Source organism: Vibrio sp. V23_P3S9T160 (assembly GCF_963886625.1).
Lineage (GTDB): Bacteria > Pseudomonadota > Gammaproteobacteria > Enterobacterales > Vibrionaceae > Vibrio > Vibrio anguillarum.
The window spans coordinates 1-17,261 of record NZ_CAWPDB010000167.1; the positions used below are offsets into that span (position 1 = coordinate 1).

The following is a 17,261-nucleotide window of genomic DNA, read 5'->3' on the forward strand; positions in this document are numbered from 1 at the left end:
CAATAAAAACAAACAACTAGAGTTGACAAAGTGATTCTTTTCATCTTTTTTTACAAATTGATATAAAAATGACCACTCGATGAGTGGCCATTAAACCATTAACAATATTTCAAAAATCACCCAATAAGGTTATTTTCTAAGCGCATTCAGTTTGGCTTGTGCTAAACCGAAGATGGTATCAACCGGGTAGCTGCCATCTTCTGTTGCTTCGCCTGCGGGTTTGCCAGTAAAGAGCTCAACCGCTTCAGTGACATGTTCAATAGCCCAGATATTGAACTCCCCTTTCTCGACCGCTTTAACAACGTCAGCGCGTAACATCAGATTGTGCATGTTTGAACGAGGAATGATGACACCTTGCTGGCTGGTGCGCCCTTTGATTGCACACACATCAAAGAAACCTTCAATTTTCTCATTCACACCGCCAATCGGCTGCGACTCACCAAATTGGTTCATCGAACCTGTGATCGCAATATCTTGGCGATTAGGCCGTTTAGAAAACGCAGACACAATCGCACAGAATTCGGCCATGCTGGCACTATCACCATCCACACCACCGTATGATTGCTCAAATGTGATGGTCGTGGTGAGTGGTACGCGCGCCGTACGGCCAAATACCGAAGAGAGATACGCGGATAAAATCATCACACCTTTAGAGTGGATGCTGCCACCCAGATCGACACTGCGCTCGATATCGATAATGTCACCATCGCCATAGGAAGTGGTGGCGGTAATACGGTTTGGCGCACCAAACATATGATCGCTGGTGCTCAATACCGACAGCGCATTCACCTGCCCGACCGCCATGCCTTGCGTTTGGATTAGCGTTGTACCGTTAACATACGACTCCATCACACTGTCTTGCAGGCGGCTCACACGCATCTCTTGGTTGCTGAGCGCCTCTTCGACATGATTCTGGCGGATCATGTTTGAATTCGCCTGCTTCGCCACATAGTTAGATTCGCGTAACAAATTGGCAATATGCGCCGAATGAAGTGACAGTTTGCCTTGATCGCCCGTTGTACGTGAACTGTGTTCAATGATGCGTGCAATCGCTTTACGGTCGCAATGCAGCATATTGTTGTCGTGCACTATGCTCGAAATAAAACGCGCGTAATGTAGCTCGGTATCGGGCGTACGTTTCATCTCATCTTCAAAATCGGCCGTTACTCGGAACAATTCGCTAAATTCAGGATCGTAATGAGTCAGCAGCTGATAAGTGTGGTAATCACCAAATAGGATAATTTTCACATTTAGCGGGATAGGCTCTGGGTCAAGTGAAACCGTCCCTGTTAGCGTGACCTCTTTTTCCAAAGAGGTAAAACTCATTTGGCGTGAACGCAGCGCGCGCTTTAAACCGTCCCAAACATAGGGCTGTTCAAGCACTTTCACCGCATCCATCAACAGCACACCACCATTGGCTTTATGTAAACTACCCGCTCGAATCAACGAAAAATCGGTAAATACTGTGCCTTTAAAAGTCGCCGTTTCGATATAACCAAATAGAGAGTGGTAGTTCGGGTTCTCTTCTACCACGATCGGTAGCTTGTCTGAAGGCTGGCTGACCAGCACATTGACTTTGTAGCGACGCGGCAGACGCTTATCTAAAGAAGCTGTCGCGACTTCGCCTTGCTCACTGTCTTCATCTAAGAAAATGTCTGCATTATCGACGATGTCTTTTTGTAACTCCGTGAGATACGTTTTGATGTCTGGGTAGCCAGAATAATCTTGCTTAAGCTGCTTAATAAAGTGGGTAATGACGCCAAGCGTTACTTCATCATTGAGCTTTTTGATCTTCTCACTGTAGGAGTCTTCCCATTCTGTCAGTTGACGTACCATATTGCGTAGGCTGATTTCTAGCTCATCAATGGTATGGCTAAAGTGCTCTTGCTCTTTTTTAGACAAGGCGTCAAAGGACTCTTCGGTGTGCATCTCTTCACCGTTCATCGCAACAAATTGATAATCGCCTTGAGTGGTGATGGTTAAGCTAATGCCTTTATCTTTGGCTTCTTTACTGATGCTATCCAATTCACTTTGCTGTTTTTGTGCCATCTGATTTTTCAGTTTATCGGCACGAGCAAAGTAAATCTCGTTATCAAAAGCTAACGGGATCGCATTGACCAACTTATTCATTAACTTTTCAATGTCTTGCTTGAGTTTAACCCCAATACCCGAAGGTAACTTCAGCACTTTTGGGGTTCGAATATCGCTGAAATTGGCCACATAACACCAATCAAACAACGCATCGACATCATGCTGATGGCGGTTTAAATAGCGCAAAATCATCGTACGTTTGCCCAACCCATTACGGCCAATAGCGTAGATGTTGTAACCCTTCTCTTTGATCGACATTGCAAATTCGACCGCTTTTTGCGCCCGTTCTTGCCCCACAATCTCATCAACTGGGTCTAACTCCTTAGTTGATTTACAAGGGAGTTTTTCTAACTGGGCAACGTGGTAGAGCTGCTCTGCATTCAATCGTTGAATCGCCATCACTCCGCTCCTTAGCTTTTGGATTCTTGTTGTAGTTTGACCTAAGTGTAGAAGCAATTCATTTATATTTTAGCGAGTTACACCTTATTCGCGTTTAACCGAACAAATAATAAACAATCACCACACTTAAAATCGCAAATAACAATTATTTGCATTTGATAATAAATTGCATTTAAATAAGTAAACGCCGTCATTCTGGAGAATTGAGTATGGACTTACAACAGTGCTGGACAAGCTATCTCAAGGCTGAACAACTATTAGTGCAGGGGCATTGGCCACAAGCACACTGTTTGTTTGAAGATGTACTGCACCATATGCCAAGTCATATTCAATCAGCGCTAAACTGCGAACATACAAAACCTTGCCAGTTGGTGTGCTTGATCTCTGGGCTATGTGATGCTGCTGTTTCTCAATCTGAAATTTTCAACCACTTGGGCCAGCATAAACAAGCCTTTGATGTCTTAAATCAATCTTATGCTCTGCTGCAGTTTACTGCGATTGAGCCCAACGCCTTGGTTAACCGCCTTGCCAACGTACTCACCAAACAAAGCGATGACTTGCTCAAACATATGGGTGCTTTTTGTTCAGCGCAGCGCAGTGCGACTTGGATGTTGGAGTTCGAACACGTACAAAAAGCGCACCACTATTTCAACCAACTCAAACGTTATAACCAAGTACAGGCTCAAGTTCCGTCGTCAAACTGTCATTGTTCAACTGAATAATCACCATAGAGTTACCATTCCGGATAAGACTGACCACCTAGCATCATTCACAGCCGCTATAAGTAACGTGCTGTGGTCAGGGGATGAGACTTAGGCAGAACCTAACCTCTCACCCTGAAAATGTGTCGAGATGGCATGAGAATTTAATCGATTGCGTTATCAATAGTTGATGTATGTCAAATTGTCGTAGACAATACGCACCCGAGTCTAGGGGCGATCCCTGGACTGCGTTCTGCACTTTTGGAGGAGCGCATTGGTTTTAACTATCGACATTATAGTTAGAGCCTATTTTCTATTTTTGCATGACGCTGCTACCGTTGGCGCATGCTAAATACCTCGTTTTTAAGGGAAAGATGATGGTAATACCTGAAAACAGCAGTATTGTGATTTTTGGTGCTTCAGGCGACTTAACCTATCGCAAGCTTATACCTGCTCTGTATCACTTGTTCGCCAGTGATCAACTGCCGAAATCCTTTGCTATTCTGGGTGTCAGCCGAACCCAATACAGCGATGAGTCATACCGTGAAAAATTAAAGCGCTCTCTTCAGGAAATGGAAAAGACCGTCCCAGATATTCTCGACGCCTTTTGCGAGCACTTGCATTATCAAGCGATCAATACTTCAGATGTTGCAGAATACGCGCAGCTCGCCACGCGTCTTGACTCTTTGGCTGAGCAATACCAATTCACGCAACGCAACACTCTGTTCTATCTCGCGACGCCGCCGAGCCTTTATGGCGTCATCCCGGCCAACCTCGCAGCGCATGGATTAAATAGCGAAGCGCAAGGTTGGAAGCGTTTGATCATCGAAAAACCGTTTGGTTATGACCTCGCATCGGCTCAAAGCCTTGATATCGAAATTCATCGCCATTTCCAAGAACACCAGATCTACCGTATCGACCATTATTTAGGCAAAGAGACGGTACAAAACCTGTTGGTTTTCCGTTTTGCTAACGGGATGTTCGAACCTTTGTGGAACCGCAATTTCATTGACTATGTCGAAATTACAGGCGCAGAATTTTTGGGCGTCGAAGAACGCGGTGGCTATTACGACGGTTCTGGTGCGGTGCGTGATATGTTCCAAAACCATTTACTGCAAGTGTTAGCTATGGTTAGCATGGAACCACCAGCCGCCATTAATGCCGATTCAATTCGTAACGAAGTCAATAAAGTGCTACAAAGCCTGCAACCGCTTTCTGATGATGACCTACGCCACAACCTCGTACTGGGGCAATATACGGAATCGGAAGTTCGTGGCCAGTTTTTACCCAGTTACCGTGATGAACATGGTGTGGCAGCAGATTCGCGCACTGAAACTTATGTCGGTTTGAAAATGTTTATTAATAACTGGCGCTGGAATGGTGTGCCATTTTATGTGCGTTCAGGTAAACGTTTACCAACGCGCGTCACCGAAGTGGTCATTCACTTTAAGCGTACTCCACACCCTGTTTTTGGGCAAAATGCCCCTGAAAACAAGCTCATCATCCGCATTCAGCCCGATGAAGGCATTCAAATGAGCTTTGGTTTGAAGGAGCCAGGTGCGGGCTTTAAAGCCAAAGAAGTCTCCATGAACTTCCATTACACATCACTGGAAGAAACCAAGATGTTGACCGCTTATGAACGGCTCCTTTTGGATGCGCTCAACGGTGATGCAACTTTATTTGCGCGTACCGATGCCGTAGAAGCGTGTTGGAAGTTCGTGCAACCTATTTTGGATTTTAAACAAGACCCTCAATCGCTGTTTGGCTATGCCTGTGGCACGTGGGGACCAAAAGAGTCCGATTTGCTGCTACACAATGATGGCCGCGCGTGGCGCTTCCCGTGTAAAAACTTGACCGATACGGATTACTGCGAATTATGATCAATCATAAAATTTTTCAAACCCCAGAACAGGTGGTTGAAACGCTCGCCAATGAAATGCAACGCTATAGCGAGCAAGGTCAGCCAGTTCATATCTCCCTTTCCGGTGGCAGCACACCCAAAATGCTGTTCAAATTATTGGCCAGTGAACCTTATGCACAGGCGATTGCATGGCAAAACCTGCATTTTTGGTGGGGTGATGAACGCTGTGTTGCTCCTGACGATGCCGAAAGCAACTTTGGTGAAGCCAATACACTGCTGTTTAGCCAAGTGAACATTCCACCTCAAAATATTCACCGTATTCGCGGCGAAGATGATCCACAAACCGAAGCTAAGCGCTTTGCCGATGAGATGGCAAAAGTCATTCCATCCGCCAACGGTACTCCTGTTTTTGATTGGATTTTGCTCGGTGTTGGCGCAGATGGCCATACGGCATCCCTGTTCCCTAATGTGACCGACTACGAGGATGAGAATTTATCTTTAGTGGCAACGCATCCGGAATCAGGCCAACTTCGTGTCTCTAAAACAGCGAAAGTGTTGGAAGCTGCAAAACGCATTAGTTACCTCGTTCTTGGCGCAGGTAAAGCCGAGATCGTACACGAAATTCACACCACGAAAGCCGAGGATCTTCCTTATCCGGCTGCCAAAGTTAAATCAACAACTGGCGAAACAGAGTGGTTTTTAGATTCAGATGCCGCAACAAAGATTGCGTGAAGGAGAGAAATAAATGAAAGGTGATATCGGTGTAATCGGCCTAGCAGTGATGGGCCAAAACCTTATCCTAAATATGAACGACCACGGTTTTAAAGTGGTAGCTCACAACCGTACCGCGGCAAAAGTCGATGAATTCCTAGCAGGTCCAGCGAAAGACACCAATATTGTTGGTGCTTATTCACTGCAAGACTTAGTCGACAAACTGGCGACACCTCGCAAAGTGATGCTGATGGTGCGTGCGGGCCAAGTCGTGGATGATTTCATCGACCAACTGGTTCCGTTACTCGATAAAGGCGACATCATTATCGATGGCGGTAACACGAACTTCCCAGACACCAACCGCCGTGTTGCAGCACTGCGTGAAAAAGGTATTCACTTTATCGGTACAGGCGTTTCTGGCGGCGAAGAAGGGGCACGTTTTGGCCCATCTATCATGCCAGGTGGCGCACCTGAAGCTTGGGAAGCCGTGAAGCCAATTTTCCAAGGTATCTCAGCAAAAACCGAAGCTGGTGAACCTTGCTGTGATTGGGTGGGTAACGACGGCGCGGGCCACTTCGTTAAAATGGTACACAACGGTATCGAATATGGCGACATGCAGCTCATTACCGAAGCTTATCAGTTTATGAAAGACGGCTTGGGTTTAAACCATGATGAAATGCAAAAAGTGTTTGCTGATTGGAATAAGACCGAGCTCGATAGCTACCTAGTGGAAATCACCGCTGATATCTTAGGCTACAAAGACGAAGATGGTGAAGCTCTGGTTGAGAAAATCCTCGATACTGCTGGCCAAAAAGGCACAGGTAAATGGACGGGCATTAACGCACTCGATATGGGTATTCCGCTGACGCTGATCACTGAGTCAGTTTTCTCTCGTTGCCTTTCAGCATTGAAAGATCAGCGTGTTGCTGCCGAAGCACTGTTTGGTAAGAGCAATATGCAGATCGAAGGTGATAAACAAGAGTGGGTTGACGCACTTCGTCAAGCGCTACTTGCGTCTAAGATCATCTCTTACGCACAAGGCTTTATGCTAATGCGCCAAGCGTCTAACGAGAATGGTTGGAATCTTAACTACGGTAACGTGGCATTGATGTGGCGTGGTGGTTGTATCATCCGCTCCGCATTCCTGAGCAACATTCGTGATGCGTTCGAAGCTAACCCAGAAATCGCCTTCTTAGGTTCAGATGCCTACTTCAAGGGCATTTTGGATAACTGCCTAGCGGCTTGGCGTAAAGTAGCGGCCAAATCAATGGAAGTCGGCATTCCAATGCCATGTATGACCTCCGCGCTCACTTTCTTAGATGGCTACACCACCGCTCGCTTACCGGCTAATTTACTGCAAGCCCAACGTGATTACTTTGGTGCTCACACTTATGAGCGTACTGACCGTCCACGTGGTGAATTCTTCCACACAAACTGGACTGGTACAGGCGGAAATACGGCGTCTACCACTTACGACGTATAAAAAATTCGGCTTACGATGAAAAAAGGACTAGCTAAGCCCCTTCATCTACGCCTATAATTTGACCGTCATGGAGGATGTTAACTAGGTTAACATCCTCTATTTTTTTGTTTCCAAAACTACATGAGATCCAAAGATGACCATCAATAAGTTCTATGTACTTGTCCCACAGGCTGTGGAAGAAGACACTCATAGGGAAAATGAAGTTCAATCTGCTATGGAAGCTCAACGTCAGGCATTAGTGCAACAAGCGCAGAAACAAGGCGCAGTAGCATAATCCATAAGCAGAGTGTGGCAACACGCTCTGCTTATCACTCCTCTCTACCTCATCTATAGGCATATCGTTTGCCAATCATGATTCACAAAATACTCTTTCTGACATTCAATCAAAGCTTGTACTGCTAGCGATAAACCTCTGCCATTTAACTGTAGCTATAGCACGAACGCGTTAAGCGAATTCTATATCCAAAAACTCTCGTTTGTTGGTTAATTTATTCCTCATTAGTTCAAATTAAGAAACAATGATGTCAATTATTAGCTATATATCCGAACAAGTCTAATTCGTATGATAGCTCCCGAACCGATAACATACTCTTTGGATAAATAATCATGAAAACACTGACTCTACTTACAGCAACCACACTCATCAGCAGCACCGCGTTTGCAGCACAACAACCTTTGACACTTGACGTCTACAATGCAGATGGCAATAGCTTCCATGTCAACTCCACTTTGGTTTATGGCGAAACAGAAGCGATGGTGGTTGACACTGGCTTTACTAAAGCCGACGCACTCCGTATTGCAGCAAAAGTACTCGACTCTGGCAAAAACTTAACCACGATTTTTATTAGCCAAGCTGACCCTGATTACTACTTTGGCGCTGAAGTACTGCATGACATGTTTCCACAAGCGAAAGTGCTGACGACTCCTGGCGTACGTGCAACGATTGCAGAAAAACTCGAAGGTAAACTGGCATTTTGGGCTCCAAAAATGGGGGCAAATGCCCCTGTAAAACCAGTACTACCAACAGCTTATAATGGCAAAACCTTAACCATTGATGGGCAAACTATTGAAATTCGCGATGCGGATGGAGCATTAGCGCATCGTCCTTATTTATGGATACCAGCCAATAAAGCGATTTTAGGTAACGTCGCGGTATACGGAAATGTTCATTTATGGATGGCCGATGCACAAAGTGATGCGAGCCGCCAAGCTTGGGCGCAACAACTTGATCAAATGAAAGCACTCAAACCAAACGTAGTGATCCCGGGGCATATGACTTCTGGCACAGCGCTTGATGCTTCTTCAATTGAATTTGCACAGCAATATCTTATGGATTTTGCTAAAGCCAAAGCAAACAGCAAAGACAGCGCTCAGTTAATTCAAACCATGCAAAACCTTTACCCTAATGCTGGCCTACCAATGGCTTTAGAAATTGGTGCCAAAGTTCATATGGGTGAGATGAAATGGTAAACGTCCACTATATTTTCGACCCAATGTGTGGCTGGTGTTACGGAGCAACCTCTCTGATTCAGCAGCTGAATGAAATGAGCGGAGTAAAACTGCACCTTCATCCGGGTGGAATGATCGAGCGATCGCCTCTTTCAGATGGTTTTCGCCAACATGTACTGCAAGCTGATCAGCGCATTGCTCAGCAAACAGGAGCCGTATTTGGGGAAGGTTACATCGCCAAAATCAAAAGTGGCGAAACCGTGATATTGGACTCATACGTTACTGCTCAAGCCATTATTGCAGCGCAATTACTCGGTGTATCGCCAAGTGTTATGCTCAAAAGCATTCAACAAGCGCACTACCAGCAAGGTTTGCCTGTGGCCGATACTGACACATTGGCATTGTTAGCCCAATCGCTTGACCTAGAGCCAAATCAATGGGAACAAGCGATGGAGCAAGCCAAAGCTCAGTTACCAGAGCAGTTAGAGCAGACGCAAAGCTTAATGGCGCAATATCAGCTTTCTGGTTTTCCCTCGATTGTGTATGAAGCAGAGGGGCAATGGCGAACCGTATCTGTTAGCCATTTCTATAATCGACCACAACAATGGGCTGATTTCTGGAAAAATATGACTCAGTAATTAGTGCCTCATCCCTCTCTTGACTAAAGAGAGGGATTTTTCCATCTACTTGTTCATCATTTTGATGCTTTTACGCACCACTAAAGTCGGCTCTAATTGGACAATTTGCGGTTCGAGCGCTTCGTTTTCTAAACGGGCAAGTAAGGTGTCAACTGCCGCTTTACCTAAACGATATTTGGGTTGATGAATAGTGGTTAGAGCTGGCGACATAAAACGGGCGATGTGAATATCGTCATACCCCATCAGCGAAAGATCTTCAGGAATGCGGATTCCTTTTTCATTAGCTGCATTAATCACCCCCATTGCCATCATGTCATTAGAGACAAAAATCGCACTCGGCAATGGTCCTTTGGCTAACATTTTATTGAACGCTTCGTAGCCACCTTCACATTCAAAATCGGATTCCACAATCCAATTAGGGTGAATGTCCAGCCCCGCTTCCAAAATAGCGCGCTTGTAGCCTTCATAACGCATTTGAGCTTGATGACGAATCAATGGCCCGGTAATACAACCGATTTCTTTATGACCGCACTCAATCAAATAGTTCGCCGCAATATAACCACCACGTAAAGAGTTATCTTGTATTTTATCGCTAGGAAAGAGCATTGGGCCCCAATCCATCACCACGACAGGGATATCTGGGTAGCGTTCAAAAACGTCAATCCGCTCGCCTTCTAAGGTGGAGCACATCAAAAGTAAGCCATCAACGCGCTTTTGCAGCAGTGTGTTGATAGAGGCTTGCATCCGCTGGCTATCCCCTTCGGTATTACACAAAATAAGGTTATAACCTTTGTGGTAGCAACTGCGCTCTACCCCTTTGACCACTTCGCCAAAAAAGGGGTTAGTCGAAGTGGTCACTAACATACCAATGGTGCGCGTTCGGTTCATTTTGAGACTGCGAGCCAATGCTGACGGGGCATAGTTCAGATCTTGCGCGGCTTTATTGACACGCTCAGCGATTTCATCGCTCACATAGCGAGATTTATTAATGACATGGCTGACGGTAGACGTGGATACGCCGGCTAATCTTGCAATATCTTTCATTGTCGCCATGTCTGTTTTTCCTATTCTATTGATGCTGAGCGAGAAACGCGTCCACTTCTACTCGGGTGGGTATTGAGGTTTGCGCGCCAAAACGGGTAACAGAAATGGCTGCCGCAGCATGTGCAAATTTAATGGCTGATTCTAAAGGCATATCTTCCAACAAACCCGTTACTAAAGCACCGTTAAACGTATCACCTGCCGCGGTGGTGTCTGTCACATCGACTTTAAAACCAGCAATCAGTTGACCACGTCCATTTTGGCTTAGCCAAACGCCTTTTGCACCTAAGGTGATCAAGACGATTTCAATCCCTTTTTTATGCAGTTCATTGGCCGCTAACTGTGCCGTGTGATCATCATCAACCGTGATCCCCGTTAATCGCTGCGCTTCCGTTTCGTTTGGTGTGATCACATCGACACATTCTAGCAGAGTATCAGGCAGATCTCGGGCAGGCGCTGGGTTTAAAATCACATTGGTACGATTTTGTTTGGCGATTTGCGCAGCTTTAATAATGCCATCGATTGGCGTTTCCAGTTGCATCAATAAATATTTGGCCGCACCAATGGCGGCTAAATCCGCTTCAATGGCATCAGCCGTCAGCTTGTCATTCGCCTCTGCCGAAATACAGATGCTGTTTTCTCCGCTGTCCGAGACTTGGATCATCGCAATGCCCGTCGGACAATTGGGCTGCATTTTAACTCCCGTAATGTTGATACCATCGAGCTTAAAATTCTCACGAATATTGATACCGAATGCATCGTCACCCACGCAGGCAATAAAACCGATGTCCGCTTTTAATCGCGCGGCCGCTACAGCTTGGTTGGCCCCTTTACCACCGGGAATAACTTGATAATGACGACCATGCAGCGTCTCGCCCGGGCGAGGAAATGAAGGCACTTGCAAAACATGGTCAGCGTTAACACTACCTAATACCACTAACTGATTCATAATTTGTCCTTTGTTCATGAGTGAACATGTTTGAAATAGAGCTGGAGAGGTTTGGCTTCTGTGGCTTCACCTGAAAAAACAAACCTATCGAGCCTGATTACTGGTTATTAATGGCTGAGGGGTTATAGAGAAGAGGTAGCTCTCTACGAGCCAGTAAAGAGCTACCTACAGCAAAGATTATTTGCTGATGATTTTTAGAGGAACCGGAATGTACTCATCCACTTGTTCGCCTTTTAGCATTTTATCAGCCGTTTCAATGCCAAGTGCACCGATCATGTCTGGTTGCTGAGCAACTGTCGCAGCAAGTTGGCCGCGTTCTACCGCCGCGATACCATCGTCGGTACCATCAAAACCGATGATCATCACCTCTTTGCCTGATGCTTGAACGGCGCGAAGTGCACCCAATGCCATTTCATCATTTTGGGCAAATACGGCTTGAACATCTGGGTTTGCCGCTAGCAGGTTTTCCATTACATTCAAACCTTTAGTGCGGTCAAAATCAGCAGGCTGGCTCGCAAGCAGTTCCATTTCACTGCCTTTCACCGCGTTCATGAAACCTTCTCCACGCTCACGAGCGGCCGATGTGCCGGCAATCCCTTCCAGTTGAATGACTTTGGCTTTTGCACCGATTTTTTCGACGATAAAGTGACCGGCCATTTCACCACCGACTACGTTATCAGAAGCGATGTGGCTCACAACATCACCACGGCTTGCACCGCGATCCAGTGTCAACACTGGCACTTTAGCGCGGTTGGCCATACGAATGGCGTTAGAGACTGCATCAGAATCGGTTGGGTTGATCAAAATCGCTTTAACGCCACGAACGGTTAAGTCTTCTACGTTTGATAGCTCTTTGCTTGGATCATTTTGTGAATCCAAGACGATCAGGTTGTAGCCTAACTCTTTCGCTTTCGCTTCTGCGCCATCTTTCATGGTGACAAAAAATGGGTTGTTCAGAGTGGATAGTACAATTGCCATGGTGTCTTGCGCATGCGCAGCCACAGAGACAGTGGTGGAAAGTAGAGCAGCAGAGATTAAAGTTGCAAGTTTTTTCATCTTTATAGTCCTTTTTGTAGGGGCCGTTTTAAAGCTAATATGGCTCGCTTTAAAACGGAGGTTTTCTATCGTGTTACTTATTTTTGTTATCCACGAGTACCGCGAGCAAAATAACCACGGCTTTCGCAATCATTTGGTAGTAAGAAGAGACATCAAGCAGGTTCAGCGCGTTATTAAGAAAGCCGATGATCAGCGCCCCAATTAACGTGCCCATAATGCGTCCTTTACCACCCATCAAGCTGGTACCACCAAGTACGACGGCAGCGATGGCATCCAGCTCATAACCCATACCAGCAGTCGGTTGCGCAGAAGAGAGGCGAGACGTGACGATGATGCCAGCCAGCGCAGCCAATAGACCGCAGATGGCGTACACACCAATTTTCACGCGATCCACATTAATGCCTGACAATCGCGTCGCAGACTCATTGCCACCTAGCGCGTAAACATAGCGGCCAAAACGTGTATGGTTGAGTAAGTACCAAACCGCAGCAAAGACCACCACCATCATCCACACCGGAACGGGAATACCCAACGCGTAACCTGTACCAAACCAAGCAAAAGCATCTGCAGTATCGGTAAAACCTGTCGAAATTGGACGCCCATCGGTATAAACCATGGTCACACCACGCAGTAAGGTCATAGTGACTAAGGTGGCAATAAACGCCTGCACTTTACCTTTGGCGATAATGATGCCGCTAATCGCACCCAGTGCCGCGCCAGCAAGTAACGCTGTAGGGACTGCGATAATGACAGGAATCTCAAGACCAATCATGGTTGCAGCAAAAGCGCCGCACAACGCCAGTACCGAGCCAACACTCAAATCGATACCTGCCGTTAGAATAACCAAGGTCATCCCCACAGCGATAATGGCGTTGACTGAGGTTTGGCGCAAAATGTTCAGTATGTTGTCAACCGTGAAGAAATTGGGGTTTAAAAAAGAGACAACGACCACTAAAAAAAGCAAAGCAATCAGTGATTTTTGCTCAATGAGCCACTCTTTACTGATCCATTTTTTGCGGTTAGTTTGGGTTGAATTACTCATGCTGTTACTGCTCATGCTGCTTCCTCATTGATCTTTTTGCCTACCGCACAGGCGAGTAGAATCTCTTGGTTGGCTTGTTTGGCACAAAATTCGCCGCTGATTCGACCTTCATGCATCACCAAAATTCGGTCACTCATCCCTAGCACTTCTGGCATCTCTGACGAGACCAAAATAATGCTCATCCCTTCGGCTTTAAATTGGTTAATCAATTGGTAAATCTCTTTTTTGGCTCCGACGTCAACCCCGCGTGTGGGTTCATCCAAAATCAAAACTTTGGGACGTGTCATCAACCCTTTCGCAATCGCTACTTTTTGCTGATTGCCACCGGATAAATTGCCAATGATTTGATCACGAGATGGCGTTTTGATGTTGAATAGGCGAATGAAATCTTCCACTGCGATGACTTCATCACTGTGTTGAATCTGTACGCCTTTGCTAAATTTATTCAACGCACACAGTGACATGTTCTCTTTCACCGACAGGCCAAGAACCAAACCGTCCCCTTTGCGATCTTCTGAAATATACGCGATACCGTTTGCAAGGCCATCTTGTGGGCTGACTGGGTTGATGGTTTTGTTCTCAAGGTTAATCACGCCTCGCTCACTGGGCAGCGCGCCGTAAATCACTTTCATTAATTCAGTGCGCCCTGCGCCCATCAAACCCGAGACACCGAGGATTTCACCTCGTTTGAGCGTAAAATTAATGTCATGCACACCTGAGCCCGTGAGGCCTATCACTTCAAGACAAGTGTCGCCGTGCTTTACCTCAATACGCGGATACTGTTCTTCTAATTTCCGGCCGACCATCATCTCAATCAGGCCATCTTCATTGGTGTCAGACACTTTGCACTGGCCAATGAATTTGCCATCACGTAACACGGTAATATCGTCACAAATTTCAAAAATTTCTTTCAACCGATGTGAGATATAAACAATGCCGCAACCTTGTTCACGCAGCTCGTTAATCACATTAAATAACGATTCAGTTTCGGTATCCGTCAGCGCATCCGTCGGTTCATCCATGATGATCACTTTCGACTCAAATGAGAGCGCTTTTGCAATCTCAACCATCTGTTGCTCACCAAGGCTTAAGTCACCCAACAAGGTCTTGGAGCTGTGTTTAACGTTTAAACGAGCTAGTAGTTTGTCGGCTGCTTGGTACATTTCATTCCATAAAATTCGCCCCATCGCACCGGTTATCTCTCTGCCTAGAAAAATGTTTTCAGCAATAGTTAATTCCGGAATCAAATTCAACTCTTGGTGAATAATGCTGATGCCCGCTTGTTGTGAATCTCGTGGGCCTTTAAAGGCGGCTGGTTTTCCTTGGTAAGTGATAGAACCCGCATCCAATGAATAGATACCCGTCAACACTTTCATTAAGGTTGATTTACCCGCGCCGTTTTCGCCCATCAACGCCATCACGCGGCCGGGGTAAACATTGAGGCTAGCTTTATCGAGTGCTTTCACGCCGGGGAACGCTTTTTCAATCTCACTGAGCGCTAAAATTGCTTGAGTCATAGTGGATCCTCAATCGCGGCTTAAAACACGACGCCTGCTTGAAAGATAACATTCGCATACGGCGTGCATTCGCCAGTTCTTACCACGGCGCGGCTACGCATAGTGCGCTCTTTAAAATCGTGATGAGAGAGGTAAGTGACAGCAATCGCTTTCTCGCATAACTCCTCTTCCGCTTTCAGCTCAGCAAGCAGCGCTTTGTGATGCTCAGGGCTTACTTGTGCAAACTCTTCAGCAATGATCACACCTTCAATTTGAGATTCAGAAAGAATCACGCGGACCGTGTCAATAAAACCGGGAATACCGTGAGTTAATGCTAAATCAATACGCTGCACTTCATCGGGAATAGGCAAACCTGCATCACAAATTGTGATTTCGTCGGTATGCCCTAAAGTAGCCACCAAGTAAGAGAGTTCCGAGTTTAATAGGGTACTTTTTTTCATTGTTATACCTTCACGTTAGGCTTTATGTTTCGCTTTCTGACACCTTTCTATCACTCTTGAATCGTTCAAGAAAATCTCATCGAAACGTTTCGATGAATCCTAGCGTAGCAAAAATAATTTGCACGATGCGAAAATAGGTAATGTGATTTTGATCGTTGATTAGTGAGCTGAGGAGTAAAAAAGAGTGAGGATCATCACTGAGTGATTTGTCATTAGATGCCCATTTTTAGCATAGGATTAACACTGAGACTGTGATTTTCGGTATAGTCACTCCGAACAAAAATCGCATCCATTTGGAACTCAAACATGAAAAAAATAGCCTTGGTATTGTTTACTGCATTCTCACTCGCCGCCTGCTCAGAAGTGGGCAGCGAAGCATGGTGTCAAGATATGAAAGAGAAACCAAAAGGCGAATGGAACGCCGGACAGGCGGTGGATTATGCAAAGCACTGTGTCTTCCAATCACAAATTGGCAGCGACGCGTGGTGTGAAGATATGAAAGACAAGCCAAAAGGTGATTGGACAGCGAATGAGGCTGGTTCTTACGCTAAATATTGTTTGCTGTGAGAAGAAAAGACACCCAGAGTAAACTCTGGATGTCAAAGCTCTACAACACAGTTTATAAACTGTCTAAAAACGATTCAAAATTAAACTTGCTCAGATATGTATCGGGTAGAATTATTTCTTTTTTTGCTAAATCAAATCCATCTGAAACCTCAATATTATATCTATTAATTACCTTATTTAATAAGAAGTCATTTTGATATGGAAAAAAATAAAATTCGAATGATGAATAATCCTCGCTAGCACCACCAGAAGACTCAAAGTAAATCTTTAATTCTTTTTCATCATATTGGATATACCGGAAAACTACTCCTTGTTCTAAATCCAGATCTCCTAATGCATTATTATTTAAAAAAATAACATCATCTCCAGAGTATATCAAATAACTAATTACTTCATCCTTATCTTCATTTACGTACTCACATACATCTATAGCTCTATCATTTATCTTTAGAAAATCTTTACGAGTATCATCAACCTTAACATATGGTGATATAGTTTGAATATCTCCTTGATATATAGACGGAACTTTACCATAAAAATCATATGGGCTATGAGTTAAATAATCACACCTTACTTTATCATTAGCCTGACTACCAAGTGATATTGCTAATGACATCAAAAATATACAAAACTTCATTCTATATTACCCTCCAAAAAATAGACCGCCCTTTTGTTCCAGTAGCTACAATCATCTTCCGTCTTGAGTAGCCTGTATCATAAACAAAGTCACCGCTTGTCCAATTTTTAGACTCTTTAAAAACCATACTTGGAATGTCATAATACTTACCATAATATTTTACTTTCCCACCTTTATACTTTAATAACTGTGAAGAAAGAAAACCTTGATATGTCGATGAATTGATAGTAATTCGATAATATTCTTCAAATTTATTTTGTGGTGTTCCATCAGGAGAATTAAGACCCCATGCAATAAAGTCTGTTCCATCCCAAAGAGTTGCACCATCAGTAGGATCAGGATTCAAATATACACTAGCTACTGCTTTCCTTGCAAAATTAGAAGTTACATCTTCCTTAGAATATGATAGAGGGATTTTCTCACTTTTAGGGACAGATGAATAACTCGTCATTAGCATCTGGTACAATGATTTACCTTTTTTTGTAGCATAATTTTTAGCTGAATGAGCAATCCAAATATACTCATCTGGATATTTATCATCTGTACCTTCATGCTTAACAATTGCGGACGATATTTGAAACTCTTCATGAGTTATATTTATTAACTCTTTAGCATTAATATAATTACCAGAATCATCTTTTGATTCTGCAATGTAAACAACATTTGATGGGCTCAATGT

General features: G+C 44.8%; 17 protein-coding genes. 8 read left to right on the forward strand and 9 right to left on the reverse strand.

Going from position 1 to position 17,261, the window contains the following annotated elements; translation table 11 throughout:
• Positions 1 to 129 precede the first annotated feature (129 nt).
• A complete protein-coding gene (locus AACU59_RS15745) occupies positions 130 to 2,490 on the reverse strand; it encodes a Lon protease family protein (RefSeq protein ID WP_026027772.1) in 2,361 nt (786 codons plus the stop codon).
• Positions 2,491 to 2,699: 209 nt separating this feature from the next.
• Here AACU59_RS15745 and AACU59_RS15750 point away from each other — a divergent pair, with 209 nt between their 5' ends.
• The 7 genes from AACU59_RS15750 (at position 2,700) to AACU59_RS15780 (ending at position 9,333) form a co-directional block, all read left to right on the forward strand.
• Positions 2,700 to 3,212, forward strand: coding sequence for a hypothetical protein (locus AACU59_RS15750; RefSeq protein WP_176428589.1), 513 nt, complete (start codon positions 2,700 to 2,702; stop codon positions 3,210 to 3,212).
• Positions 3,213 to 3,568: 356 nt separating this feature from the next.
• The gene (zwf, locus tag AACU59_RS15755; RefSeq protein ID WP_026027771.1) at positions 3,569 to 5,071 is read left to right on the forward strand and encodes a glucose-6-phosphate dehydrogenase; all 1,503 of its coding nucleotides are present in this window, start codon (positions 3,569 to 3,571) and stop codon (positions 5,069 to 5,071) included.
• Entirely contained in the window at positions 5,068 to 5,784 is a 717-nt protein-coding gene (pgl, locus tag AACU59_RS15760) for a 6-phosphogluconolactonase (protein ID WP_094145709.1), read from the forward strand. Before zwf ends, pgl begins: the two co-directional genes overlap by 4 nt.
• A gap of 13 nt (positions 5,785 to 5,797) precedes the next feature.
• Positions 5,798 to 7,246, forward strand: a complete 1,449-nt coding sequence (gene gnd / locus AACU59_RS15765; RefSeq protein ID WP_094145710.1) for a decarboxylating NADP(+)-dependent phosphogluconate dehydrogenase — start codon at positions 5,798 to 5,800, stop codon at positions 7,244 to 7,246.
• 133 nt (positions 7,247 to 7,379) lie between these two features.
• Positions 7,380 to 7,520, forward strand: coding sequence for a hypothetical protein (locus tag AACU59_RS15770; protein ID WP_017050239.1), 141 nt, complete (start codon positions 7,380 to 7,382; stop codon positions 7,518 to 7,520).
• 332 nt (positions 7,521 to 7,852) lie between these two features.
• Positions 7,853 to 8,716 (forward strand): MBL fold metallo-hydrolase, encoded by an 864-nt coding sequence (locus tag AACU59_RS15775; protein ID WP_010320539.1) that lies wholly within the window; start codon positions 7,853 to 7,855, stop codon positions 8,714 to 8,716.
• Complete coding sequence (locus tag AACU59_RS15780) at positions 8,710 to 9,333, forward strand: DsbA family protein (RefSeq protein WP_017043848.1); 624 nt, start codon at positions 8,710 to 8,712, stop codon at positions 9,331 to 9,333. Before AACU59_RS15775 ends, AACU59_RS15780 begins: the two co-directional genes overlap by 7 nt.
• A 45-nt stretch (positions 9,334 to 9,378) precedes the next feature.
• Here AACU59_RS15780 and AACU59_RS15785 read toward each other — a convergent pair whose 3' ends face one another.
• From AACU59_RS15785 to rbsD, 6 genes are all read right to left on the reverse strand, one after another.
• The gene (locus tag AACU59_RS15785; protein ID WP_094145641.1) at positions 9,379 to 10,386 is read right to left on the reverse strand and encodes a substrate-binding domain-containing protein; all 1,008 of its coding nucleotides are present in this window, start codon (positions 10,384 to 10,386) and stop codon (positions 9,379 to 9,381) included.
• 16 nt (positions 10,387 to 10,402) lie between these two features.
• Entirely contained in the window at positions 10,403 to 11,323 is a 921-nt protein-coding gene (gene rbsK, locus AACU59_RS15790; protein ID WP_094145642.1) for a ribokinase, read from the reverse strand.
• Positions 11,324 to 11,500: 177 nt separating this feature from the next.
• Entirely contained in the window at positions 11,501 to 12,379 is an 879-nt protein-coding gene (gene rbsB, locus AACU59_RS15795) for a ribose ABC transporter substrate-binding protein RbsB (RefSeq protein ID WP_010320543.1), read from the reverse strand.
• A 73-nt stretch (positions 12,380 to 12,452) separates the two neighbouring features.
• Positions 12,453 to 13,421, reverse strand: coding sequence for a ribose ABC transporter permease (rbsC, locus tag AACU59_RS15800; protein WP_443281519.1), 969 nt, complete (start codon positions 13,419 to 13,421; stop codon positions 12,453 to 12,455).
• A gap of 11 nt (positions 13,422 to 13,432) precedes the next feature.
• Positions 13,433 to 14,938, reverse strand: a complete 1,506-nt coding sequence (gene rbsA, locus AACU59_RS15805) for a ribose ABC transporter ATP-binding protein RbsA (protein ID WP_094145644.1) — start codon at positions 14,936 to 14,938, stop codon at positions 13,433 to 13,435.
• Positions 14,939 to 14,958: 20 nt separating this feature from the next.
• The gene (rbsD, locus tag AACU59_RS15810; protein ID WP_094145645.1) at positions 14,959 to 15,378 is read right to left on the reverse strand and encodes a D-ribose pyranase; all 420 of its coding nucleotides are present in this window, start codon (positions 15,376 to 15,378) and stop codon (positions 14,959 to 14,961) included.
• 306 nt (positions 15,379 to 15,684) lie between these two features.
• On the opposite strand from rbsD, the gene AACU59_RS15815 reads away from it, so the two are divergent.
• Entirely contained in the window at positions 15,685 to 15,945 is a 261-nt protein-coding gene (locus AACU59_RS15815) for a DUF3012 domain-containing protein (protein ID WP_094145646.1), read from the forward strand.
• Positions 15,946 to 15,997: 52 nt separating this feature from the next.
• On the opposite strand, the gene AACU59_RS15820 is transcribed toward AACU59_RS15815, so the two are convergent.
• Both AACU59_RS15820 and AACU59_RS15825 read right to left on the reverse strand, forming a co-directional pair.
• On the reverse strand, positions 15,998 to 16,582 hold the full coding sequence (locus AACU59_RS15820) for a hypothetical protein (RefSeq protein ID WP_161437779.1): 585 nt from the start codon (positions 16,580 to 16,582) through the stop codon (positions 15,998 to 16,000).
• 1 nt (position 16,583) lies between these two features.
• A partial coding sequence (locus tag AACU59_RS15825) for a hypothetical protein (protein WP_202598886.1) occupies positions 16,584 to 17,261 on the reverse strand: 678 nt, incomplete at its 5' end.

Excerpts from the sequence above, each read along its gene's own strand:
- AACU59_RS15770 (WP_017050239.1), top strand. The coding sequence starts at position 7,380 with ATGACCATCAATAAGTTCTATGTACTTGTCCCACAGGCTGTGGAAGAA.
- AACU59_RS15815 (WP_094145646.1), top strand. The coding sequence starts at position 15,685 with ATGAAAAAAATAGCCTTGGTATTGTTTACTGCATTCTCACTCGCCGCC.
- pgl (WP_094145709.1), top strand. The coding sequence starts at position 5,068 with ATGATCAATCATAAAATTTTTCAAACCCCAGAACAGGTGGTTGAAACG.
- AACU59_RS15780 (WP_017043848.1), top strand. The coding sequence starts at position 8,710 with ATGGTAAACGTCCACTATATTTTCGACCCAATGTGTGGCTGGTGTTAC.
- rbsB (WP_010320543.1), bottom strand. The coding sequence starts at position 12,379 with ATGAAAAAACTTGCAACTTTAATCTCTGCTGCTCTACTTTCCACCACT.
- rbsA (WP_094145644.1), bottom strand. The coding sequence starts at position 14,938 with ATGACTCAAGCAATTTTAGCGCTCAGTGAGATTGAAAAAGCGTTCCCC.
- rbsC (WP_443281519.1), bottom strand. The coding sequence starts at position 13,421 with ATGAGTAATTCAACCCAAACTAACCGCAAAAAATGGATCAGTAAAGAG.
- rbsD (WP_094145645.1), bottom strand. The coding sequence starts at position 15,378 with ATGAAAAAAAGTACCCTATTAAACTCGGAACTCTCTTACTTGGTGGCT.
- AACU59_RS15750 (WP_176428589.1), top strand. The coding sequence starts at position 2,700 with ATGGACTTACAACAGTGCTGGACAAGCTATCTCAAGGCTGAACAACTA.
- gnd (WP_094145710.1), top strand. The coding sequence starts at position 5,798 with ATGAAAGGTGATATCGGTGTAATCGGCCTAGCAGTGATGGGCCAAAAC.
- AACU59_RS15820 (WP_161437779.1), bottom strand. The coding sequence starts at position 16,582 with ATGAAGTTTTGTATATTTTTGATGTCATTAGCAATATCACTTGGTAGT.
- AACU59_RS15785 (WP_094145641.1), bottom strand. The coding sequence starts at position 10,386 with ATGGCGACAATGAAAGATATTGCAAGATTAGCCGGCGTATCCACGTCT.
- zwf (WP_026027771.1), top strand. The coding sequence starts at position 3,569 with ATGGTAATACCTGAAAACAGCAGTATTGTGATTTTTGGTGCTTCAGGC.
- AACU59_RS15775 (WP_010320539.1), top strand. The coding sequence starts at position 7,853 with ATGAAAACACTGACTCTACTTACAGCAACCACACTCATCAGCAGCACC.
- AACU59_RS15745 (WP_026027772.1), bottom strand. The coding sequence starts at position 2,490 with ATGGCGATTCAACGATTGAATGCAGAGCAGCTCTACCACGTTGCCCAG.
- rbsK (WP_094145642.1), bottom strand. The coding sequence starts at position 11,323 with ATGAATCAGTTAGTGGTATTAGGTAGTGTTAACGCTGACCATGTTTTG.